A 21,411-nucleotide genomic window follows, 5' to 3' on the forward strand; every position below is an offset into this window, starting at 1 on the left:
GGGGATGCCGAGTCGCTCGTAGGTGTTCTTGATGTCGTCGGGAAGGTCTTCCCAGCTCTGCGCCTGCTTCTCCGTGGAGCGCACGAAGTACTTGATGTTGTCGAAGTCGATCTCGCTCAGATCCGCGCCCCAGGTGGGCATCGGCTTGCGGTCGAACAGCGACAGCCCCTTGAGACGGGTCTTGAGCATCCACTCCGGCTCGCTCTTGAGAGCCGAGATGTCGCGCACGACGTCCTCAGAGAGGCCGCGGCGCGCGCTGGCTCCGGCGGCATCAGCGTCGTGCCAGCCGAACTCGTACACCCCCAGCCCATCGAGTTCCGGGCGGTCGATCAGCACATCCGACATGACTCACTCTCCTCAATATGGGCCCAGACGGTGTCATCCGCCCCGGCACACCGGTTCCCCGTCGAGTCTTCAGGGAAAGGATGCCGCTCATGGGCCCTCATCTTCGGCGCAGGACTCGCGCCTAAACTGTCGGTGAGGGATTTCGCGCTGTGTGCGCCCCTCGTCACAATCCTGATTCTACAGGTTCCGCCTCGCGAGCGGGCCGCGCCCGCCTGTCGATTCCGCGAACCGGAGGCACCATGAACCACACCAGCGCTGCGGATATCATCACGCGCAGCCGCTCCCGCGGCGATTCCTTCGGGTGGCTGCCGACGACGATCGGTCGACGGCTGCGCGTGTTCGCGTGGCTGTCCTTCCTCGCCGAGGTCATCATCATCGGCACCGGTGGGGCCGTGCGCCTGACCGGGTCGGGACTCGGATGCTCGGAGTGGCCGCTCTGCACGCCCGAGTCACTCGTGCCGATCCTCGAGGTGCAGGGCCTGCACGGAGCCATCGAATTCGGCAACCGCGTCATGACCGGCGTGGTGGGGCTGCTGGCGCTCGCGGTGCTGATGCTGACCCTGCACGTCGTCAGCGGCCGCCGCCTCGTGGTGCGCGCCGTGTGGTTCGCGCTGGGCGGAATCGCGCTCGGTGTACTGGTGTACACCGGAATCGCCGTGGTGGGCGTGCCGGGAGCCGATGAGCGGACGACGGCGGTGATCGCGGCGGCGCTCATGTCGGCCGCGCTGCTGCTGGCGGTGCTCGTCGGAGCCACCGACTCGCTGCGCCAGCCGATGCCCCGTAAAGACCTGGCGGTGCTCGCCTGGGTGGTGCTGGTGGGTGTGATGGCCCAGGCCGTGGTCGGCGGATTCGCGGTGATCAGCAGCCTGAACGCCTTCATCGTGGGCTTCCACTACACCGTCTCCCTCGCGCTCGTGTGCGTGACGGCGCTGTTCCTCGTTCGGCTCGACGCCGGAGACGCGCGCCGCGTGTCGGCCGTGCCGAGGTGGTTCTCGGTGCTGACCCACGTCACCGGTCTCGCTCTGGCGACCACCATCGTCGTCGGCGTGCTGACGACCGGATCCGGGCCGCACTCGGGCGACGAGGCGATCCGGCGAGAGGGCTTCGATGCGACGGTGCTGGCACACGTGCACTCCTGGCCCGGCTACATCCTGGCCGCACTCGTGCTGACGCTGCTCGTCGCGAGCTGGGCCATGCGCCTGCGTCCGCGCACCTGGCTGCTGGCGCTCACTGCGGCGATCGCCGTGCAGGTCGGGGTGGGCGTCCTGCAGGCCCGCTCCGGGCTCCCGCCGCTGCTCGTGGGCGTGCACATGGTGCTCGCGGCGCTCTCCGCCGCGACCTACGTGGTCGTCGTCACGAAGCTGAAGAAGCCCGTCGCCTGAGCGCATCGCGGATCGTGCGAAGAGGCCCCCGCCGGATTCCGGTGGGGGCCTCTTCGCGATCGTGCGGACGGCAGATCAGAACGGCAGCAGCGGGTCGACCGCGACCGCGAGGAAGATCAGCGTGAGGTACGTGATCGACGCGTGGAACACGCGCATCGGGCGCGGCTCGCCGCCGCGCACGGCACGGCTGTACAGGCGGTGCGACTCGTAGACGAACCAGCCGCCGAAGACGAGCGCCGAGACGGTGTAGACCAGCCCCATATGCGCGACGGGCACGAGCAGCAGCGAGCACGCAACGGTCGCCCACGCGTACAGGATGACCTGCAGACCGACCTGCGAGGCCGAGCGTGTGACGCCGAGCATCGGCACGTCGACATCGTCGTAATCGTCCTTGTACTTCATCGACAGCGGCCAGTAGTGCGGCGGCGTCCAGAGGAAGACGAGCAGGAACAGGATGAAGGCGGGCCAGTCGAGCGATCCGGTGACGGCGGACCAGCCGATGAGGACCGGGAAGCAGCCCGCGATGCCGCCCCAGATGATGTTCTGCTCGGTACGGCGCTTGAGGATCATCGTGTAGATCACGACGTAGAAGAAGATCGCGGAGGCCGACAGGACCGCCGTGAGCCAGTTCGTGGTGAACCAGAGCCACACGGTCGACACGATCGCGAGCGTCCACGAGAAGATCAGGGCACCGCGCGGGCTGACCTCGCCGGTCACGAGCGGGCGGTTCTCCGTACGGTGCATGTGCGCGTCGATGTCGCGATCGAGGTACATGTTGAACGCGCCGGCGGAACCGGCGCTCATGGACCCGCCGATGACGGTCGCGAGGACCAGCCAGAGATCGGGCAGCCCACCCTGCGCGAGGAACATGACCGGAACGGTCGAGACGAGGAGGAGTTCGAGGACTCGGGGCTTCGTCAGAGTGACGTAGGCGCTCACCGTGCGACCGATGGACGACTTCCGTACGGTCTGATCAGACATCGTCGAGATCTCGATCGCCTCCTCCGCGCGCGTTACCGGACAACCTCTCCAGTGTATGACACGCCGTGACGCCTTCCGCGCCTTCCGGCCCCCGGCCGCCGGGACCGTCACCGCTATGCTGAGAGCACTCGCGCGCCCGGTGCTGCGCACAAACCCGCCCGTCCCCGGACGATGCGGGATGCGCCAGGGAAGTTGCGGATGCGCCAGGGAATACCGGCGCCCTCGAAACTGTCGGAAAGGGCATGAACGTGTCGGAATTGCAGTGGGACGAGATCGATCGACGCGCGGTGGACACCGCCCGGATCCTGGCGGCCGATGCGGTCGAAAAGGTCGGCAACGGTCATCCCGGCACGGCGATGAGTCTGGCCCCCGCCGCCTATCTGCTGTACCAGCGTGTGCTGCGGCATGACCCGACCGACACCGACTGGCTCGGCCGCGACCGCTTCATCCTCTCGGTCGGCCACTCGTCGCTGACGCAGTACGTGCAGCTCTACCTCGGTGGGTTCGGCCTCGAGCTCGACGACCTCAAGGCGCTCCGCACGTGGGGTTCGAAGACGCCCGGCCATCCCGAGTACGGCCACACCAAGGGCGTCGAGATCACGACGGGTCCGCTGGGCCAGGGCCTCGCCTCCGCGGTGGGCTTCGCCTACGCCGCCCGCTACGAGCGCGGCCTCTTCGACCCCGAGGCCGCAGCGGGCACGAGCCCGTTCGACCACTTCGTCTACGTGATCGCGGGCGACGGCGACCTGCAGGAGGGCGTCACCAGCGAGGCCTCCTCGCTCGCCGGCCACCAGCAGCTCGGCAACCTCATCGCGATCTACGACTCCAACCAGATCTCGATCGAGGACGACACCGACGTCGCCTTCACCGAGGACGTCGCTGCACGTTACGAGGCGTACGGCTGGCACGTGCAGACCGTCGACTGGAAGAAGACCGGCCAGTACGTCGAGGACGTCGCCGAGCTGCACGCCGCGATCACCGCCGCGCAGGGCGAGCAGTCCAAGCCCTCGCTCATCATCCTGAAGACCATCATCGGCTGGCCCTCCCCCGGCAAGCAGAACACGGGCAAGATCCACGGCTCCGCGCTGGGCGCCGACGAGCTGGCCGCCACCAAGAAGGTGCTCGGCTTCGACCCCGAGCAGCACTTCGTCGTCGCAGACGACGTCATCGCGCGCACCCGCACGCTCGCAGAGCGGGCGGCCGACGTCCGCGCCGAGTGGCAGAAGTCGTTCGACGCGTGGGCCGAGGCGAACCCCGAGCGCAAGGCGCTGCTCGACCGTCTCGAGGCGCACGAGCTTCCCGAGGGCATCGCCGACGCGCTGCCGGTCTTCGAGGCCGGCAAGGACGTGTCGACCCGCGCGGCATCCGGTCAGGTCATCAACACTCTCGCCGCCCAGCTGCCCGAACTGTGGGGCGGTTCGGCCGACCTGGCCGAGTCGAACCTGACCACCATCAAGGACGCGCCGTCGTTCATCCCGACCGAATGGTCGACTCACGAGTGGAAGGGCAACCCGTACGGCCGGGTGCTGCACTTCGGCATCCGCGAGCACGCGATGGGCGCGATCATCAACGGCATCGTGCTGCACGGTCCCACCCGCGCATTCGGCGGCACGTTCCTCATCTTCAGCGACTACATGCGCCCCGCCGTGCGTCTGGCCGCCCTGATGAACGTGCCGAGCATCTTCGTCTGGACCCACGACTCCGTGGCGCTGGGTGAGGACGGCCCGACGCACCAGCCGATCGAGCAGCTCGCGTCGCTGCGCCTCATCCCCAACTTCACCGTCGTGCGCCCCGCCGACGCCAACGAGACAGCCGCGGCGTGGCTCGAGCTGCTGCGCCGTCATGGCGGACCCGCCGGCATCGCGCTGACCCGGCAGAACATCGCCGTCTTCGAGCGCGGCGACGGCGAGGCCTCCGGCGACACGTTCGCCTCGGCCGCGCACACGGCGAAGGGAGCCTACGTGCTCGCCGAGGCGCCGAGCGGCACGCCCGACGTGATCCTCATCGCCACCGGCTCCGAGGTGCAGCTCGCCGTCGCCGCACGCGAGACGCTCGCGGCGGAGGGCGTCAACGCCCGCGTCGTGTCCGCGCCGTCGCTGGAGTGGTTCGCCGAGCAGGACGAGGCGTACCGCGAGTCGGTGCTGCCGGCATCCGTCACCGCCCGCGTCTCCGTCGAGGCGGGCTCCATCGCGAGCTGGCGCGGCATCGTCGGCGACCGCGGTCGCTCGATCGGCATCGACCACTTCGGTGCGTCGGCCGACTACAAGACCCTGTTCGAGAAGTTCGGCGTCACCGCCGAGGCGGTCGTCTCGGCCGCGCGCGAGACCATCGCCGACGCGGCGCGCTGAGCGCTGCAGAAGGAGAGCAAGAGATCATGAGCACCCCCACCGAGAACCTCGCGCAGGCCGGCGTCAGCATCTGGCTCGACGACCTGTCCCGCACGCGGATCAGCTCCGGCAACCTCCAGCAGCTCATCGAGGGCCGCAACGTCGTCGGCGTCACCACGAACCCGACGATCTTCGCGACGGCGCTGATGGACGAGAACGACACCTCCTACGACGAGCAGACCCACGAGCTCGCCGTCGCGGGCGCCAGTGCGTCCGAGGCGATCTTCGCCGCCACCACGCAGGATGTCGCGAACGCGCTCGACGTCTTCCGCCCGGTGTGGGAGGCCACGAACCACGTCGACGGACGCGTCTCGATCGAGGTCTCCCCCGACCTCGCCCACGACACCGAGGGCACGGTCGCGTCGGCCAAGGAGCTGTGGCAGAAGATCGACCGGCCCAACCTGCTGGTGAAGATCCCTGCCACCGAGGCCGGTCTTCCGGCGATCACCGAAGCGATCGCCACCGGCATCAGCGTGAACGTCACCCTGATCTTCAGCCTGGAGCGCTACAACGACGTCATCGACGCCTACCTGACCGGACTCGAGCGCGCGCACTCGGCCGACTTCGACCTGTCGAGCATCCACTCGGTCGCCTCGTTCTTCGTGTCGCGCGTCGACACCGAGACCGACCGGCGTCTGGAGGAGATCGGCACCGAAGAGGCGCTCGCGCTGAAGAGCAAGGCCGGGCTCGCCAACGCCCGCCTCGCCTACGAGCTCTTCGAGAAGAAGTTCGCCGAGAAGCGCGCGCAGGATCTCATCGCCCTCGGCGCCAACCTGCAGCGTCCGCTGTGGGCATCGACCGGCGTCAAGGATCCGAGCCTGCCCGACACCCTTTATGTGACCCAGCTGGTCGCCCCCGGTGTCGTCAACACGATGCCCGAGAAGACGCTCGAGGCGACCTTCGATCACGGCGAGGTCACCGGCGACACCATCACCTCGACCTACGCCGAATCGCACGAGGTGATGGCGAGCCTCAAGGCCGTCGGCGTCGACTTCGACGACGTCACCCGCGTGCTCGAAGAGGAGGGCGTCGCCAAGTTCATCGACTCGTGGCACGGCCTGCTCGACAGCGTCGCGAAGGTTCTGGAAACCGCACGATGACCGTCTCGGTGCACGTGTCGCAGGGGGCGCAGACGGCGGTCGAGCAGCTCGTGCCGGGCTTGGTCGACGACCTCGTCGCGTCACGTGTCACCGCTGCCGACAGCGACCTGTGGGGCGCGGATGCCTCGGCCGAGGCCTCGGTGCGTCTCGCCTGGGTCGACGCCGTCTCGAACTCCCGTCCACTCGTCGCGGAGATCGTCGCTCTGCGCGACGACCTCCGCGCGCGCGGGATCGACCGCATCGTGCTGGCCGGCATGGGCGGATCGTCGCTCGCTCCCGAAGTCATCGCGAACACCGCAGGCGTGCCGCTGACCATCCTCGACAGCACGGCGCCGGCCCAGGTGCTGCGCGCGATCGACGAGGGTCTGGCCCGGACAGCCCTGGTCGTCTCGTCGAAGTCGGGATCCACGATCGAGACCGACTCGCAGCGTCGCGCCTTCGAGGCCGCCTTCAGCGACCTCGGCATCGACTCGGCCGAGCGCATCATCGTGGTCACCGACCCCGGATCTCCGCTGGAGGCGTCGGCTCGGGATGCCGGATACCGCGTCTTCACCTCCGACCCGAACGTGGGCGGACGGTATTCGGCGCTCACGGCCTTCGGCCTGGTCCCCGCGGGCCTGGCAGGCGCCGACATCGACGAGCTGCTCGACGAGGCGGAGGCCTCGCTGCTGCAGTTCGCCGTCGACTCGCCCGAGAACCCGGCGCTGCGTCTGGCCGCCGCCATTGTGGGAACCGAGCCGCGCCGCGACAAGCTCGGGCTCATCAGCGACGGCACGCACATCGAGGGGCTGCCCGACTGGATCGAGCAGCTGATCGCCGAATCCACCGGAAAGGCCGGCACCGGCATCCTCCCGGTCGTGATGCTGCCCGTCTCCCCCGAGGTGGAGTCCCGGCCCGCCGATCTGCAGCTCGTGCGACTCGTCGACGACGCCGCCGAGTTCCACCTGCGACACCACGGTGAGATCCTCGTCAGCGGAACCCTCGGCGCGCAGTTCCTGCTCTGGGAGTACGCGACCGCGATCGCGGGCCGCCTGCTCGGCATCAACCCGTTCGACCAGCCCGACGTCGAAGCCGCGAAGACCGCCGCACGCGGGCTCCTCGATGCGCGACCGGAGGCCACCACGGCGGCGTTCGTCGAGAGCGGGATCGAGGTGCGGGCGTCTGATCCGGCACTGCTCGGCTCGGGGACGCTCGCGGGTGTCCTCGACGCACTGTGGGCTCGGCTGGGCCCCGACGGGTACGTCGCGATCCAGGCGTACGTCGACCGCACCGAGATGCCCCAGCTTCAGGGGCTGCGCGAGATGGTGGCGGCGGACTCCGGGCGCCCGACCACGTTCGGCTGGGGACCCCGCTTCCTGCACTCGACGGGCCAGTATCACAAGGGCGGCCCGGCGCAGGGCGTGTTCCTTCAGATCACCGAGCGCACCGACGTCGACCTCGAGATCCCCGGGCGTCCGTTCACGTTCGGGCAGCTGATCGAGGCGCAGGCCGCGGGTGACGCGGCGGTGCTCGCAGGCCTCGGTCGCCCCGTGGTCACCCTCACCATCACAGACGCCGTGGATGACGTGCTGGCGCTCTTCGAAGCCGCCCAGTGACAACATCCTCACCACTTGGAGATATCCCCCACCGATGACTGCCACCGTCTCCCGCGGACACAACCCCCTCCGCGATCCCGATGATCGCCGACTGAACCGCATCGCAGGTCCCAGCGCCCTGGTGATCTTCGGCGTGACGGGCGACCTGTCACGCAAGAAGCTCATGCCCGCGGTCTACGACCTCGCGAACCGCGGTCTGCTGCCCCCCGGTTTCGCCCTCGTCGGCTTCGCCCGGCGCGACTGGGAGGACCAGGACTTCGCGAAGGTCGTATACGACGCCGTGAAGGAGCACTCCCGCACCGAGTTCCGTGAGGAGACCTGGCAGCAGCTGCTGCAGGGCATCCGGTTCGTACAGGGGACCTTCGACGACCCGCAGTCGTTCGCCCGACTGCGGCAGACCGTCGAGACGCTCGACGTCGAGCGCGGCACCATGGGCAACCACGCCTTCTACCTGTCGATCCCGCCGAAGGACTTCCCCACGGTGGCGCGTCAGCTGAAGGAATCCGGCCTGGTCGGCGAGCACAGCGACGACGACACGTGCTGGCGTCGCGTCGTGATCGAGAAGCCGTTCGGCGATGACCTCGAGTCGGCTCGTGCGCTGAACAGCGCGCTCGAGGTCGCGTTCCCCACCGACTCGATCTTCCGCATCGACCATTATCTCGGCAAGGAGACGGTGCAGAACATCCTCGCGCTGCGCTTCGCGAACGAGCTGTACGAGCCGATCTGGAACCGCAACCACATCGATCACGTGCAGATCACCATGGCCGAGGACATCGGCGTGGGCGGACGCGCGGGCTACTACGACGGCATCGGCGCGGCGCGCGACGTCATTCAGAACCACCTGCTGCAGCTGCTCGCGCTCACCGCGATGGAAGAGCCCATCAGCCTGTCGGCAGAGCACCTGCGCGCCGAGAAGGAGAAGGTGCTCGAGGCCGTTCAGCTGCCCGAGGATCTGTCGACGGCGGCCGCCCGCGGCCAGTACGCCGGCGGCTGGCAGGGTGGCGAGAAGGTGAACGGCTTCCTCGAGGAGGAGGGGATGAACCCGCAGTCGACCACCGAGACGTACGCCGCGCTCAAGCTCGAGATCGCCACCCGCCGCTGGGCCGGGGTGCCGTTCTACCTGCGCACGGGAAAGCGCCTGGGCCGCCGGGTCACCGAGATCGCCGTCGTCTTCAAGCGCGCACCGCATCATCTGATGGGCCGCGAGTCGGAGCTCGGCCAGAACGCACTGGTCATCCGCGTGCAGCCCAACGAGGGCGTCACGATCCGCTTCGGATCGAAGGTTCCCGGCGCCGGCACCCAGGTGCGCGACGTGACCATGGACTTCGGGTACGGCCACGCCTTCACCGAGGCGAGCCCGGAGGCGTACGAGCGGCTCATCCTCGACGTGCTGCTGGGTGATCCGCCGCTGTTCCCGCGCCACGAGGAGGTCGAGCTCTCGTGGAAGATCCTCGACCCGATCGAGCAGTACTGGGCATCGCTCGACGAGCAGCCCGAGCAGTACGCCCCCGGCTCGTGGGGCCCCGCCTCGGCCGATGAGCTGCTTGCCCGCGACGGACGAGTCTGGAGACGCCCGTGATCATCGACATCCCCGACACGACGATCAGCCAGGTCGCCAAGCGGCTGGTCAACATGCGCGAGGAGGGCGGCGCCGTCGCCCTCGGTCGCGTGCTCACCCTGATCATCGCCGCCCGAAACGGCGTGGCAGAAGAGGCGATCGAGGCGGCCAACGACGCATCCCGCGAGCATCCGATGCGGGTTATCGTCCTCACCGTCGGCGACGGCGAGGCTCGTCTCGACGCGCAGATCCGCGTCGGCGGCGACGCAGGCGCGAGCGAGGTCGTGGTGCTGCGCGCCTTCGGCGACGCCGCGAGCAACGCCGAGAGCCTGGTCACCGGTCTGCTGCTGCCGGATGCTCCGGTCGTCGCGTGGTGGCCCGACGAGGCGCCGCAGGATGCCGCGGACTCGCCCCTCGGGCGGATCGCCCAGCGCCGCATCACCGATGCGGCCACGAGCCCCGACGTGCGCGACCGGCTCAGCATGCTGAGCCGCACGCACGCCCCCGGCGACACGGATCTCGCCTGGACCCGCCTCACGCACTGGCGCGAGCAGCTCGCGGCCGTGCTCGACCAGCCGCCGTTCGAGGACGTCACGGGCGCCGAGGTGCGCGGCGCTGCGGCGTCGCCGTCGACCGCGCTGCTCGCCGCGTGGCTGCAGATGGCGCTGCAGGTGACCGTGACGTGGTCGTACGAGGACCCGAGCGTGTGGGAGGAGGGAATCAAGTCGGTGCGTCTCACCCGGGCCAGCGGCGACATCCTCCTCGAGCGCCCCTCGCCGAGCGTCGCCGTGCTGACCCAGCCCGGCCAGCCGGATCACGAGCTGCACCTGCCGCGGCGCACGCTGCGCGAGTGCCTTGCCGAGGAGCTGCGCCGCCTCGACGCGGATCTGCTCTATGGTCGAGTCATCACCGAGGGCTGGACGCACCTCGGTCCGCCCGAGCAGAAGGTGTGAGTGAATGAAGGTCCAGGGAACGACGAAGTCGGTGGTCGTCGAGCCCACCCCCGCCGAGCTCGCGACGCGCGTGGCAGACCGATTCATCACGCGGCTGCAGGCCCGCACCCGCAACGGCCGCATCGCGCATGTGTGCCTCACAGGCGGTTCGATGGGCGGGGCTGTGCTCGCTGCGACGGCGGAGGACCCGCGCTCGGCTGACATCGACTGGTCTCTGGTGCACTTCTGGTGGGGCGACGAGCGCTTCGTCGAGCGCGACGACCCCGACCGCAATTCGCTGCAGTCGCGACGGGCGCTGCTCGATCACATCCCCGTGCCGGCCGAGAACGTGCACGAGGTGGCCGCTCCCAGCGACGGTGTCACCCTCGACGAAGCCGCGGATGCCTACGCCGCCGAGCTCGCCCGCTTCGCCAGCGTGCACGGCGAGTGGCCCTCGTTCGCCGTCTGCTTCCTGGGCGTCGGACCCGACGGGCACATCGCGTCGCTCTTCCCCGATCGTCCCGAGGTGACGGTGACGGACGCGGCGGCGCTGCCCGTCCGCAACTCCCCGAAGCCGCCGGCGGAGCGCGTCACGCTGACCCGTCCGGTGCTGAACTCCGCCAAGCGCGTCTGGCTGGTGCTGACCGGCGCAGACAAGGCATCCGCTCTCGGCCTCGCCCTCGCCGGCGCGAGCTACGCCAGCGTGCCCGCTGCGGGCGCCAAGGGCCGGCGCCGCACGGTGTTCTTCGTCGACGAGGCCGCGGCCGCCGAGGTCTCCCCCGACCTCATCGATCGCGACTACTGACCCCTGGGCCCCTCAGCCCCTCAGCTTTCTTGGGTCCCTGAGCCTGTCGAAGGGCCCCGAGCTTTCCTGGGCCCCTGAGCCTGTCGAAGGGCCCCGAGCCCACTCACTGGGCCCCTGAGCCTTCCTGGGCCCCTGAGCCTGTCGAAGGGCCCTCACCCCTCCTGGGTTCCCGACCCCTCCTGGGTTCCCGACCCCTCCTGGGTCCCTGCGCCGGTCGAAGGGTCGCTCCCCCGCCGGATGCCCAGCTCCTGACTGTCGCTGAGCACCTGCGGGTGGTACCGCGCCAGGCTGAACACGCCCCAGATCGCGATCGCCCCGGCCACGACGAACAGCACGACGACCCACAACGGCGCCGCGGCCGCCTCGCCGAGCACGAGCGCGCCGATGAGCACGGCGACGATCGGATCGACGACCGTCAGGCCGGCGATCACGAGGTCGGGCGGCCCCGAGCTGTAGGCGGTCTGCACGAAGTACGCCCCCACCGCTGCGGCGGCGATGAGCGCGATGACGCAGACCACGGTGAGCCACTCGAAGTTCCCCGCCTGGATGCGGCTGATGACCGCCTTGGCGAGTGTGGCGACGAAGCCGTACAGGATTCCCGCGCCGGTGACGTAGAACAGGGCGCGCATGCGGCGGCGCAGGATCAGCCAGAACGCGCCGAGCACGATGATCACCACCAGCAGGATCGTGAGGATCATGAACAGGTCATCGTTACGGATCGGTCGTTCGGTCGCGTACAGCGCGGCGAGGACGACGAACAGGAAGATGCCGCCGAGACACGCGGTGATCGCGATCAGCGACTGCCTGGTCGGCGTGTGACCGGAGATCCGCGCGTTCAGAAGGGTGGTGACGACCAGCGCGATCGCGCCGAGCGGCTGCACGACGATGAGCGGGGCGATCGCGATGGCGCTGAGCTGGCAGGCGATCGCGAGGCCCAGCATCATCGTCCCGATGATCCACGACGGGCGGGTCAGCAGCGCCCTGAGCTGTGCGCCGCTGAGTCCGGTGGTGCCGTGCGTGCCGCTGAGCCGTTCCACCTTCTCGACGCCGCGGTGCTGGTACTGCGCGCCGAGTGACATGAAGACCGCCCCGGCCAGCGCCAGGGGGATGCCGAGGAGCAGAGCCGGGTTCTGGAACACCCCGACCAGCTGCTCGCTCATGTTCCCTGCGAAGTCCGCCCCATGCTGCACCGTTTCACCCTACCCGGCAGTTCCCGCCCGTTAGGGTTGTGGCGTGGCTGTTCTTCCGATTCGCATCATGGGCGATCCCGTCCTGCACGCGCGCGCGAGCGAGGTCGTCGAGGTGACCGACGAGGTCCGCTCTCTCGTCGCCGACATGTACGAGACGATGGACGTCGCTCCCGGCGTCGGCCTTGCCGCACCGCAGGTGGGAGTCGGTCTGCGCATCTACGTCTACTCGTACGTCGACGACGACGAGAACCCGTGGCGCGGCGAGATCATCAACCCCGTTCTGTGGATGGCTCCTCTCGAGCCCGGCTCCCCCGACCCCGATGAAGAGTCCGAGGGATGCCTGTCGTTCCCGGGTGAGCGCTTCGCCCTGCGTAGATCCGACCGTGTGCTCGTCACGGGCACCGATCTCGAGGGTCGCGACGTGCGCATCGAGGTCGACGGCTGGCGGGCGCGCATCATGCAGCACGAGTTCGACCACCTCGACGGCATCCTGTACGTCGACCGCCTCGACGAGTCGGGCTGGAAGACGGTGCAGAAGATCGCCCGCAAGCGGGGCTGGAATCGCGGCTCGCACAGCTGGATGCCCGGCGTCGACGACCTCGAGGGCTGAGCCCTTCCACCTATCTCCAGGAGCTCGCACGTTGAACACGCACATCCGCATCGGCATCGTCGGCTACGGCAACCTCGGCCGCGGGGTGGAGCGCTCGCTCGCGCGCAACCCCGACATGCGTCTCGTCGGGGTGTTCACCCGGCGCGACCCCGCGTCGATCGGCACGGTCGGCCCCGGCGTCCCGGTGCGACGCATCGACGAGCTCGACGCGATGCACGACGAGATCGACGTGCTGATCCTGTGCGGCGGATCGAAGAGCGACCTGCCCGAGCAGACACCGGCGCTGGCATCCCGCTTCTCGGTGGTCGACAGCTTCGACACGCACGCGCGCATTCCCGAGCACTTCGCCGCGGTCGACGCCGCTGCCCGAGCTGCGGGAACGACGGCGGTGATCTCGACCGGGTGGGACCCGGGTCTGTTCTCGCTGCAGCGGCTGTACGGCGAGGCGATCCTGCCGCAGGGCGAGACGTACACTTTCTGGGGCCGCGGCCTCAGCCAGGGGCACTCCGACGCCATCCGGCGAGTGCCCGGCGTCGCCGCGGGCGTGCAGTACACCATCCCGTCCGAAGAGGCGGTGGCCCGCGTGCGCGCGGGCGAGCGACCCGAGCTGAGCACGCGCGACAAGCACACCAGGGAGTGCTTCGTGGTGCTCGAGGCCGGTGCGGATCCGGATGCCGTGCGCGAGGCGATCGTGACGATGCCCGACTACTTCGAGCCCTACGACACGACGGTGCACGTCGTGTCGCCCGAGGAGCTCGCGCGCGATCACACCGGCGCGCCGCACGGCGGCTTCGTGATCCGCAGCGGAACGACCTCCGACGGGGTCTCGCAGACCGTGGAGTTCCGGCTCGCGCTGGAGTCGAACCCCGAGTTCACCGCCAGCGTCCTCGTGGCGTACGCCCGGGCTGCAGCGCGGCTGGCGGCATCCGCAGATCACGGCGCGAAGACGCCGTTCGACATCGCACCGGGACTGCTCTCCCCCAAGTCACCCGAGCAGCTGCGCGCCGAGCTGCTTTGACGCCAGGACTCGGTGCAGTCGCGCCCGTCGGGAGTCTCAGATGGTCAGGACGCCTCCGGCGCGCCGCTGTGCCGATCAGCACCGACACGCCGGATGCCGGGCATCCGGTCTGTGATCTCCGACCGGCGATCACGCCAGCCGCACGCCGAGACGACGAAACCCCGCCACGAGGGCGGGGTTTCGAGGGGGTGGCTCCCCGGCTTGGACTCGAACCAAGAACCTGCCGGTTAACAGCCGGCTGCTCTGCCAATTGAGCTACCGAGGATCATTCGGTGGTTCCCCGCTGCGCGGGCAACTCCCCCAGCTTAGCAAACTCCGCGAGCGCTGCTGAACACGGGCGCCGCCCGGGCGTGGCGTGGTCAGGGAGCGATGTCGGCCTCGGCATTCGGGGCCCAGACGAGGTTCGAGCCGACCCCCCGAGCCACGACATGGCCGGACTTCAGCAGCAGCGTCTCGGCCTCGAGTTCGCGGATGAACGCCGCGTCGTTCGTCACCAGCAGAGCCGCCATGGCCCGCTCGGTGCGGCGGCGGGCGATGGCGTCGAAGACGACGGGTCGCACCTCGAGGTCGAGGTTCGCGAGCGGCTCGTCGGCGATCAGCACGTGCGGCTCGAGCATGAGCGCACGGGCGATCGCGACGCGTTGGCGCATGCCGGCGCTCAGCTCATAGGGGAACTTCGACGCGAGTCCGAGCGGCAGATGCAGCTCGTCGAGCAGCGACGCCACTCGGATGGCCAGCGCCTTGCCGTTGACCTTCTTCTCGCGAGAGGTGATCGGCTCGGAGATCGCCTCGCCGACCGTGAGTCTGGGCGGCAGCGACGCACCCGCCGCCTGGCCGAGGTGACCGCTGAGGGCGGTGAGGGTGCGGCGTCTGCGCCCCGGCTTGCGGATGTTCACACCGCAGACCGTGGCCCGGCCGCCCGCGACCTTCAGCGACGCATCGCCCATTCCGGCCAGCGCCGTCACGAGGGTCGACTTCCCCGCGCCGGTGGCCCCGCCGATGCACATCAGCTCGCCGGGCCTGAGCGAGAACGTCACACCGTCGACGGCGCGGGTCGTTCCGCCGTGTCCGATCCGGTCGATGACCAGATCGTGGCAGTCGATGGCGAACTCGCTGTCGGCAGGCATGATGTCCATCCTGCCGGGTTCTCAGACCGAAAGCGCTCAGGACTCGGCGAAGCGCAGCCGCTCGGCATCCACGTCGCGCAGCCGCATGCGCAGTGCCCGCCCGCCGTCCGAGTCGGCCGGCACCCGCTGCACGGCTCCCAGCAGCTCGTGCTTCTCACGTTCGATGGCGCGCAGGATCAGCCGGCGGCAGAGATCTGCCGACGACGCGAGTGCTCCCTCGTCGTCGCGTGCGGGGAAGGGCATCATCAGCAGTTCGCCGGCGAGGCTTCGGTACGGCTCTCGCACGGCATCCGCCGCTGCCGTCGCCCAGCCGACGCGTGTGCGATCGGCGACGGATGCCACCGCGTCACGCACCGCTTCCAGAGCCGGGTTGCGGAACGGCTCGCTCAGCGCGCGGGCCAGCGTCTGCTGATCGAGCCGGTGACCGTACTGCAGCACGCCCATGAGCGCATCGCGCTCGAGCGCGACCTCCGGCGTGCGCGGCAGATCGGCCAATCGAATGCGCGAGACGCCCTCCGGACTGTCACCGCCCGGCGCCTGCTGTCGCGGAACCTGCTGTTCGCGTTCCCCGCGCGCGGCGCGCTGCACCTGCTGGTGCACGGCCGTGGGGTCCATCCCCAGCCGGCGGGCCAGCACCCGCTCGTATCCGGGGCGCAGCAGCTCGTCGCGGATCTCGGCGACGATGGGTGCCGCGGCGCGCAACGCGCCGACCTGACCCTCGACGGTCGCCAGGTCGTATCCGGCGAGCTTGCGATCGATCGCGAACTCGAACATGGGGACCTTGGCATCCATCAGACCGCGCACCGCGGCATCCCCCCGCTGCAGACGCATGTCGCACGGATCGAGACCGTCGGGGGCGACGGCGACGAAGGTCTGCGCCGTGAAGCGCGAATCCTCCGAGAAGGCGCGCAGCGCTGCCTTCTGGCCCGCCTCGTCGCCGTCGAATGTGAACACGACCTCGCCCGCCGCCGAGTCGTCGCCCATCACCCGGCGCAGCACCTTGATGTGCTCGGCGCCGAACGCCGTGCCGCAGGTGGCGATCGCCGTGGTGACGCCCGCGAGGTGGCATGCCATGACGTCGGTGTACCCCTCGACGACCACGACGCGTCGCGGCTCGCCGCGTGCGATGTCGCGCTTGGCCAGGTCGAGCCCGTACAGCACCTGCGCCTTCTTGTAGATCGGCGTCTCGGGGGTGTTCAGGTACTTCGGCCCCTGGTCGTCGTCGTAGAGCTTGCGCGCGCCGAAGCCGATGGTCTGACCTGTGACGTCGCGGATGGGCCACACGACCCGGCCGCGGAACCGGTCGTAGACACCGCGCTGGCCGGCCGAGACGAGACCGGCGGCGGTGAGCTCGTCGCGGGTGAACCCCTTCGCGCTCAGCGCCTTGAGCATGTTGTCCCAGCCACGCGGCGCGTAGCCGACGCCGAAGTGGGCCGCCGCCCCGGCGTCGAAGCCGCGCTCGCCGAGGAAGCGCCGTGCAGTCTCGGCCTCGGGGCTCAGCAACTGCGAGCGGAAGTACTCCCCCGCCGCCGTGTTCGCTGCGTACAGCCGGCTGCGTCCGCTGGTCTCGGGCGCCGCACCGCCGTCCTCGTAGTGCAGCGAGTAGCCGACCCGGGCGGCGAGCCGCTCGACGGCCTCGGTGAAGCTGACGTGATCCATCTCGCGCAGGAACGAGTACACGTCCCCGGACGCCCCGCAGCCGAAGCAGTGGTAGTACCCGACCTGCGGGCGCACGTGGAAGCTCGGGCTCTTCTCGTCGTGGAACGGACAGAGGCCCTTGAGTGATCCGACGCCCGCGGACTTCAGCGCGACCCGTTCACCGACGATGTCGGCGATGTTCGTGCGCGTCTTGACCTCTTCGACATCCGCCTGCAGGATCCGGGGCATCAGACGGCCCCTTCGACGACCACCCGAGACTCGGACCGGCGGTGTACGCCGGGGCGCGCGTGCCGCGGCGACCAGATCCCCACCTCGGCAGGATCGATCTCGCCGACGAGTCTGTTGTGCCAGTCGACGGCGGTCTGGTCGGTCAGGCTCGCGATCTGGTCGACGACCACCCGCGCGCGCTGCGCATCGGAATCGGCCGCGAGGAAGTCGGCTGAGAACGCCGGCTCCAGCACGTCGGCACCGGCCGACCACAGGGCATCCGTCGACCACAGCGCATCGGCCAGGCGGTGCAGCACCCGACGCTGCTCCTTGTAGACGCCCTTGCGCGCATCGATGGTCACGATCGCCTGGCCCATGATGCCCTTCAGCACGGCGATCTCGGTCTCGACCTCGCGCGGGATCACGACGTGCGCGCTGTAGCGGGCGAGGCTCTCGCCCGGGTAGGCGGCCCTGGTGGCCGCGACAGAGCCGCGTGCGAAGCGGCCGATCATGTCGCTGGTCAGGTTCTTCAGCCGCGCGAGGTCGCGACGCGAGCGGTCGAACGACCGCATCCACATCGTCTCGCGGGTGAGCCGGTAGAGCGCGTCGGCCAGTTCGTCGCGGGTGTAGTCGTACCCGACCCACTGCTGGATGCGTCCGATCAGCGGGTGGTGCTCGATCGGATCCGACAGCTGCGCCACGTCGACGTAGCCGTTCACGATCGCATCCTCGAAGTCGTGCACCGAGTAGGCGATGTCGTCGGAGAGGTCCATGATCTCGGCCTCGATGCACCGTTCGCGTCCGGCGGCGCCCTCGCGCATCCACCGGAAGACCGGCTCGTCCTCGGGGTAGACGCCGAACTTCAGCCGGCCGCCCGGATCGGGGACGGGCTCGTCGACGGTCCACGGGTACTTGCAGGTCGCATCGAGACTGGCTCTGGTCAGGTTGAGCCCGACGGACTGGTCGCGGTCATCGAGCACCTTCGCCTCGAGGCGGGTGAGGATGCGCAGCGACTGGGCGTTGCCCTCGAAGCCGCCGATGTCTTCCGCCCACTCGTTCAGGGCCCGCTCACCGTTGTGCCCGAACGGCGGATGCCCGAGATCGTGGCTCAGGCACGCCGTGTCGACCACGTCGGCCGACACGCCCAGGGCGCTGGCCAGCTCTCGGCCGACCTGCGCGACCTCGAGCGAGTGCGTGAGCCGGTTGCGCGCGAAATCGGCAGTGCTGGCGGGGCTGAGCACCTGCGTCTTCGCCGCGAGTCGACGCAGCGCCGCTGAGTGCAGCACGCGGGCGCGGTCGCGAGAGAAGTCGTCGCGCTCGGACCGATGTGTCTCCGAGAAGAAGCGCTCGGCGTCATGGTCCCCGTAACTCTGGGTTCCTGAGCCTGTCGAAGGATCAGCCGCCATCGTTCTCGGTCTCCGCTCCGCGCATCATGTCGCCGACGCCCTCGCCGATCTCACGCGAGTCGAGCCATCCCTCAGGCAGGGCGGTGCGCTTGGGCGAGCCGGCGCGGCCGCGCTGCCCCTCGGCGCCGACGCCGGGGTACGGCGCGTCGCCGATCGTCCCGAGCAGGTCGTCGATCTCCTGCAGGGTGGATGCCCGTGCCAGCGCCGCACGCAGCTCGCCGCCCACGGGATAGCCCTTGAAGTACCAGGCGACGTGCTTGCGGATGTCCTTGCAGCCGCGGTCTTCATCCTCGAAGAACTCGACCAGCAGCTCGGCGTGCCGACGGAAGGCCTCCTTGACGAAGCCGAGCGTCGCGTCGACGACCGGTGCCGCCTGGGTCCCTGAGCCTGCCCCCTGGGTCCCTGAGCCTGCCCCCTGCTGGGACCCTGAGCCTGTCGAAGGGCCCAGCGCCGCGGCGAGCTCGCCGAACAGCCACGGCCGGCCCAGGCATCCCCGTCCCACGACCACACCGTCGCAGCCGGTCTCGTCCATCATCCGCACCGCATCGTCGGCCGACCAGATGTCGCCGTTGCCGAGGACGGGGATGCTGGTGACCGCCTGCTTGAGCTCGCCGATGGCGCTCCAGTCGGCGTGACCGGAGTAGTACTCCGACGCGGTGCGCGCGTGCAGCGCGACGGCGGCGGCACCGGCATCCTCCGCCGCACGACCGGCGTCGAGGAAGGTGAGGTGGTCTTTGTTGATGCCCTTGCGCATCTTGACGGTGAGCGGCACGTCGCCTGCCGCCTTCACCGCCCGCTGCACGATGTCGGAGAACAGGCCGATCTTCCACGGCAGCGCGGCACCCCCGCCCTTGCGGGTGACCTTGGGAACCGGGCAGCCGAAGTTCAGATCGATGTGGTCGGCACGGTCTTCGGCGACGATGATCCGCACGGCCTCGGCGATCGTCGCGGGATCGACGCCGTACAGCTGGATCGACCGCGGGGTCTCGCTCTCGTGGTGCTGGATGAGCCGCATCGTGATCGCGTTGCGCTCGACGAGAGCGCGCGAGGTGATCATCTCGCTGACGTACAGACCCGCACCGTACTCGCGGCAAAGTCGCCGGAATGCCGTGTTGGTGATGCCGGCCATCGGGGCCAGCACCACCGGCGTGTCGAGAGCGATCGGGCCGATGCGCAGCGCCGGGGCCGGCGCGACAGTGGATCCCTGAGCGGGTCGAAGGGCAGCGGCGGTAGTCATGTCTCCCCCATTCTCCCAGACGGCGGCTGTGTCGGGGCACAGCGCGCATAGGCTGTGGAGATGGCCGATGCGACCCTGCGACAGATCCCGTTCACCGATGCCGCGGGCGCCGAGAAGACGCTCGACGACATCGGCGCCGACGTGCTGATGGTGGTCAACGTCGCCTCGAAATGCGGGCTCACTCCGCAGTACACGCAGCTCGAGCAGCTGCAGCAGCGGTATGCCGACCGTGGCTTCAGCGTCATCGGCTTCCCCTGCAACCAGTTCTTCGGCCAGGAGCCGGGGTCGATCGAGAAGATCCTCGAGTTCTGCTCGACGAGCTACGGCGTCACCTTCCCGATCAACGACAAGGTCAAGGTCAACGGGCGCAACGCGCACGACCTGTACAAGGCGCTGAAGGAGACTCCGGATGCCGCCGGCAGGGCCGGCCGGGTGGAGTGGAACTTCGAGAAATTCCTCGTCGGCGCCGACGGGTCGGTGCAGCGCTTCCGCCCGAAGCAGCTTCCGGACTCCGTTGAGATCGTCTCGGCGATCGAGACGGCCCTGACGGAGGCCGGCCGCTGATCAGCTCACGGCGGTCTTCTTCTGCGCCCACACGTCGCGGATGACGTTCTCGAACGCCTCCGGCGGCTGAGCGCCGCTCACGCCGTACTGTCCGTCGATGACGAAGAACGGCACGCCGTTGATGCCGTAGGCGCGCGCCTGCGCCTGATCCGCGCGGACCGCGTCGAGGTAGGCCTCGGTCTCGAGCGCTGAGCGCGCTTCAGCGGCATCCAGCCCCACCTCTTCGGCCAGGGCGGCGAGGTCGTCGATGCGCCCCACGTGCCGGCCTTCGGTGAAGTAGGCCGACATCAGCTTCTCCTCCATCTCGTGCTGCAGGCCCTTCTCCTTCGCGAAGTGCAGCAGCTCATGCGCCTTGACCGTGTTGGTGTGCTGCAGCAGGTCGAAGCGGTACTCGAGGCCGGCCCCGGATGCGACATTGGTGACGTGCGCGAGCATCTGCTCGACCTGCTCGCGGGGCATCCCCTTGTGCCCGGCGAGGAAGTCGACCTCGTCGCCGTCGAAGTCGACCGGGGTGTCGGGTGAGAGCTCGAAGGAGTGGAACGTGACCTTCACCTTCGGGGCGTCGTCATCACCGGCGGTGGCGGCGAGCCCCTTCTCGAGATTGCGCTTGCCGATGTAGCACCAAGGGCAGGCGATGTCGGACCAGATGTCGATGTTGATGGGTTCGCTCACATTCAGTGCAACTGCATGCCCCGGTGCGCATATTCCCGATCGAGTAGCCTTCTCGAGTGCTGACCGCCGACCATCCCGTGCCGTTCCGCCCGTCGCGAGTGCTGATCGCGGGTGTCACCGGGTCAGGAAAGACGACGCTCGCGCGGCGCATCGCTGCGGCGAGGGGTCTGCGGCACGTCGAGATCGACGGACTGTTCCACGGGCCGGCGTGGACCCCTCGCCCTTCCTTCCTCGACGATGTCCGGGCATTCGCCGCCGAAGACCACTGGGTGACCGAATGGCAGTACACCAGCAAGGGCACCGATCAGATTCTGGCTCCTCGCGCGCAGATGGTGCTGTGGCTCGACTACCCCTACCGCGTGGTGCGGTCACGGCTCGTGCGTCGCACCGTATCGCGCCAGATCCTGCGAACGGAGCTCTGGAACGGCAACAGGGAGCGCGGGCTGTCGAACATCCTCCTTCGTGATCCGGAGGAGAACATCCTGCTGTGGCAGACGAGGACGCTGCACAAGTGGGCTGAGCGGATGCCCGAGGTGGTGGCGCGATTCCCGCACTTGGCGATCGTTCGATTCGCCCACCCGCGTGAGACCGAGCGCTGGCTCCGGGCACTGTCCGGGTGAATGTCGGAGGTGCGTT

Annotated in this window: 18 protein-coding genes, 1 tRNA gene and 1 pseudogene; 11 read left to right on the forward strand and 9 right to left on the reverse strand. The window is 69.3% G+C overall.

The features are described from left to right. Positions 1 to 345 (reverse strand): annotated as a pseudogene (locus tag RT309_RS03770) (Fe-S cluster assembly protein SufB); the annotation flags it as partial. A gap of 239 nt (positions 346 to 584) precedes the next feature. Between RT309_RS03770 and RT309_RS03775 the strand changes: the two are divergent. Next, entirely contained in the window at positions 585 to 1,727 is a 1,143-nt protein-coding gene (locus tag RT309_RS03775; RefSeq protein ID WP_313355467.1) for a COX15/CtaA family protein, read from the forward strand. 75 nt (positions 1,728 to 1,802) lie between these two features. On the opposite strand, the gene RT309_RS03780 is transcribed toward RT309_RS03775, so the two are convergent. Further along, positions 1,803 to 2,708 (reverse strand): heme o synthase, encoded by a 906-nt coding sequence (locus RT309_RS03780; protein WP_313355469.1) that lies wholly within the window; start codon positions 2,706 to 2,708, stop codon positions 1,803 to 1,805. A gap of 248 nt (positions 2,709 to 2,956) precedes the next feature. On the opposite strand from RT309_RS03780, the gene tkt reads away from it, so the two are divergent. The 6 genes from tkt to pgl are packed head-to-tail and all read left to right on the forward strand — an operon-like array spanning position 2,957 to position 11,085. After that, a complete protein-coding gene (gene tkt / locus RT309_RS03785) occupies positions 2,957 to 5,056 on the forward strand; it encodes a transketolase (protein WP_313355509.1) in 2,100 nt (699 codons plus the stop codon). 26 nt (positions 5,057 to 5,082) lie between these two features. Then, positions 5,083 to 6,195 carry a transaldolase gene (gene tal, locus RT309_RS03790; protein WP_313355471.1) on the forward strand — a complete coding sequence of 371 codons (1,113 nt, stop codon included), beginning with the start codon at positions 5,083 to 5,085 and terminating at the stop codon, positions 6,193 to 6,195. Next, the gene (locus RT309_RS03795; protein ID WP_313355473.1) at positions 6,192 to 7,790 is read left to right on the forward strand and encodes a glucose-6-phosphate isomerase; all 1,599 of its coding nucleotides are present in this window, start codon (positions 6,192 to 6,194) and stop codon (positions 7,788 to 7,790) included. Before tal ends, RT309_RS03795 begins: the two co-directional genes overlap by 4 nt. Positions 7,791 to 7,824: 34 nt before the next feature. Then, positions 7,825 to 9,369 carry a glucose-6-phosphate dehydrogenase gene (gene zwf / locus RT309_RS03800; protein WP_313355475.1) on the forward strand — a complete coding sequence of 515 codons (1,545 nt, stop codon included), beginning with the start codon at positions 7,825 to 7,827 and terminating at the stop codon, positions 9,367 to 9,369. Then, on the forward strand, positions 9,366 to 10,301 hold the full coding sequence (locus RT309_RS03805) for a glucose-6-phosphate dehydrogenase assembly protein OpcA (protein WP_313355477.1): 936 nt from the start codon (positions 9,366 to 9,368) through the stop codon (positions 10,299 to 10,301). Before zwf ends, RT309_RS03805 begins: the two co-directional genes overlap by 4 nt. Positions 10,302 to 10,305: 4 nt before the next feature. Beyond that, positions 10,306 to 11,085: a 6-phosphogluconolactonase gene (gene pgl, locus RT309_RS03810; RefSeq protein WP_313355480.1), complete on the forward strand. Its 780-nt coding sequence runs from the start codon at positions 10,306 to 10,308 to the stop codon at positions 11,083 to 11,085. Between the two features lie 152 nt (positions 11,086 to 11,237). Here the strand turns inward: pgl and RT309_RS03815 are convergent, their stop codons facing one another. Then, on the reverse strand, positions 11,238 to 12,245 hold the full coding sequence (locus RT309_RS03815; RefSeq protein WP_313355481.1) for a DMT family transporter: 1,008 nt from the start codon (positions 12,243 to 12,245) through the stop codon (positions 11,238 to 11,240). A 73-nt stretch (positions 12,246 to 12,318) separates the two neighbouring features. Here RT309_RS03815 and def point away from each other — a divergent pair, with 73 nt between their 5' ends. Further along, the gene (gene def, locus RT309_RS03820; RefSeq protein WP_313355483.1) at positions 12,319 to 12,885 is read left to right on the forward strand and encodes a peptide deformylase; all 567 of its coding nucleotides are present in this window, start codon (positions 12,319 to 12,321) and stop codon (positions 12,883 to 12,885) included. A gap of 31 nt (positions 12,886 to 12,916) precedes the next feature. Further along, on the forward strand, positions 12,917 to 13,903 hold the full coding sequence (locus tag RT309_RS03825; protein WP_313355485.1) for a diaminopimelate dehydrogenase: 987 nt from the start codon (positions 12,917 to 12,919) through the stop codon (positions 13,901 to 13,903). Positions 13,904 to 14,092: 189 nt separating this feature from the next. Here the strand turns inward: RT309_RS03825 and RT309_RS03830 are convergent. The 5 genes from RT309_RS03830 to dusB all read right to left on the reverse strand — a co-directional run bounded on the left by RT309_RS03830 (position 14,093) and on the right by dusB (position 19,539). Beyond that, positions 14,093 to 14,168, reverse strand: a tRNA-Asn gene (locus RT309_RS03830). Positions 14,169 to 14,262: 94 nt separating this feature from the next. After that, on the reverse strand, positions 14,263 to 15,030 hold the full coding sequence (locus tag RT309_RS03835) for an ATP-binding cassette domain-containing protein (RefSeq protein WP_313355487.1): 768 nt from the start codon (positions 15,028 to 15,030) through the stop codon (positions 14,263 to 14,265). A gap of 36 nt (positions 15,031 to 15,066) precedes the next feature. Beyond that, positions 15,067 to 16,917 carry a DNA primase gene (gene dnaG, locus RT309_RS03840; protein WP_313355488.1) on the reverse strand — a complete coding sequence of 617 codons (1,851 nt, stop codon included), beginning with the start codon at positions 16,915 to 16,917 and terminating at the stop codon, positions 15,067 to 15,069. After that, the gene (locus RT309_RS03845) at positions 16,917 to 18,302 is read right to left on the reverse strand and encodes a deoxyguanosinetriphosphate triphosphohydrolase (protein WP_313355490.1); all 1,386 of its coding nucleotides are present in this window, start codon (positions 18,300 to 18,302) and stop codon (positions 16,917 to 16,919) included. The genes dnaG and RT309_RS03845 overlap by 1 nt, the downstream gene beginning before the upstream one ends. Next, on the reverse strand, positions 18,292 to 19,539 hold the full coding sequence (gene dusB, locus RT309_RS03850) for a tRNA dihydrouridine synthase DusB (protein ID WP_313355491.1): 1,248 nt from the start codon (positions 19,537 to 19,539) through the stop codon (positions 18,292 to 18,294). Before dusB ends, RT309_RS03845 begins: the two co-directional genes overlap by 11 nt. Before the next feature lie 60 nt (positions 19,540 to 19,599). Here dusB and RT309_RS03855 point away from each other — a divergent pair, with 60 nt between their 5' ends. Further along, positions 19,600 to 20,103 carry a glutathione peroxidase gene (locus RT309_RS03855; protein WP_313355493.1) on the forward strand — a complete coding sequence of 168 codons (504 nt, stop codon included), beginning with the start codon at positions 19,600 to 19,602 and terminating at the stop codon, positions 20,101 to 20,103. Here RT309_RS03855 and RT309_RS03860 read toward each other — a convergent pair whose 3' ends face one another. Further along, positions 20,104 to 20,775 carry a DsbA family oxidoreductase gene (locus tag RT309_RS03860; protein WP_313355495.1) on the reverse strand — a complete coding sequence of 224 codons (672 nt, stop codon included), beginning with the start codon at positions 20,773 to 20,775 and terminating at the stop codon, positions 20,104 to 20,106. A gap of 56 nt (positions 20,776 to 20,831) precedes the next feature. Here RT309_RS03860 and RT309_RS03865 point away from each other — a divergent pair, with 56 nt between their 5' ends. Then, positions 20,832 to 21,395 carry an AAA family ATPase gene (locus RT309_RS03865; RefSeq protein ID WP_313355497.1) on the forward strand — a complete coding sequence of 188 codons (564 nt, stop codon included), beginning with the start codon at positions 20,832 to 20,834 and terminating at the stop codon, positions 21,393 to 21,395. The last annotated feature ends 16 nt before the right edge of the window (positions 21,396 to 21,411 follow it).

The sequence above is a fragment of the Microbacterium sp. genome (assembly GCF_032084865.1).
GTDB lineage: Bacteria > Actinomycetota > Actinomycetes > Actinomycetales > Microbacteriaceae > Microbacterium.

Coding starts and splice junctions, on each gene's coding strand:
- RT309_RS03845 (WP_313355490.1), bottom strand. CDS start 18,302: ATGGCGGCTGATCCTTCGACAGGCTCAGGAACCCAGAGTTACGGGGAC.
- RT309_RS03795 (WP_313355473.1), top strand. CDS start 6,192: ATGACCGTCTCGGTGCACGTGTCGCAGGGGGCGCAGACGGCGGTCGAG.
- RT309_RS03815 (WP_313355481.1), bottom strand. CDS start 12,245: ATGAGCGAGCAGCTGGTCGGGGTGTTCCAGAACCCGGCTCTGCTCCTC.
- RT309_RS03780 (WP_313355469.1), bottom strand. CDS start 2,708: ATGTCTGATCAGACCGTACGGAAGTCGTCCATCGGTCGCACGGTGAGC.
- RT309_RS03835 (WP_313355487.1), bottom strand. CDS start 15,030: ATGCCTGCCGACAGCGAGTTCGCCATCGACTGCCACGATCTGGTCATC.
- pgl (WP_313355480.1), top strand. CDS start 10,306: ATGAAGGTCCAGGGAACGACGAAGTCGGTGGTCGTCGAGCCCACCCCC.
- tal (WP_313355471.1), top strand. CDS start 5,083: ATGAGCACCCCCACCGAGAACCTCGCGCAGGCCGGCGTCAGCATCTGG.
- dusB (WP_313355491.1), bottom strand. CDS start 19,539: ATGACTACCGCCGCTGCCCTTCGACCCGCTCAGGGATCCACTGTCGCG.
- dnaG (WP_313355488.1), bottom strand. CDS start 16,917: ATGCCCCGGATCCTGCAGGCGGATGTCGAAGAGGTCAAGACGCGCACG.
- zwf (WP_313355475.1), top strand. CDS start 7,825: ATGACTGCCACCGTCTCCCGCGGACACAACCCCCTCCGCGATCCCGAT.
- RT309_RS03775 (WP_313355467.1), top strand. CDS start 585: ATGAACCACACCAGCGCTGCGGATATCATCACGCGCAGCCGCTCCCGC.
- RT309_RS03855 (WP_313355493.1), top strand. CDS start 19,600: ATGGCCGATGCGACCCTGCGACAGATCCCGTTCACCGATGCCGCGGGC.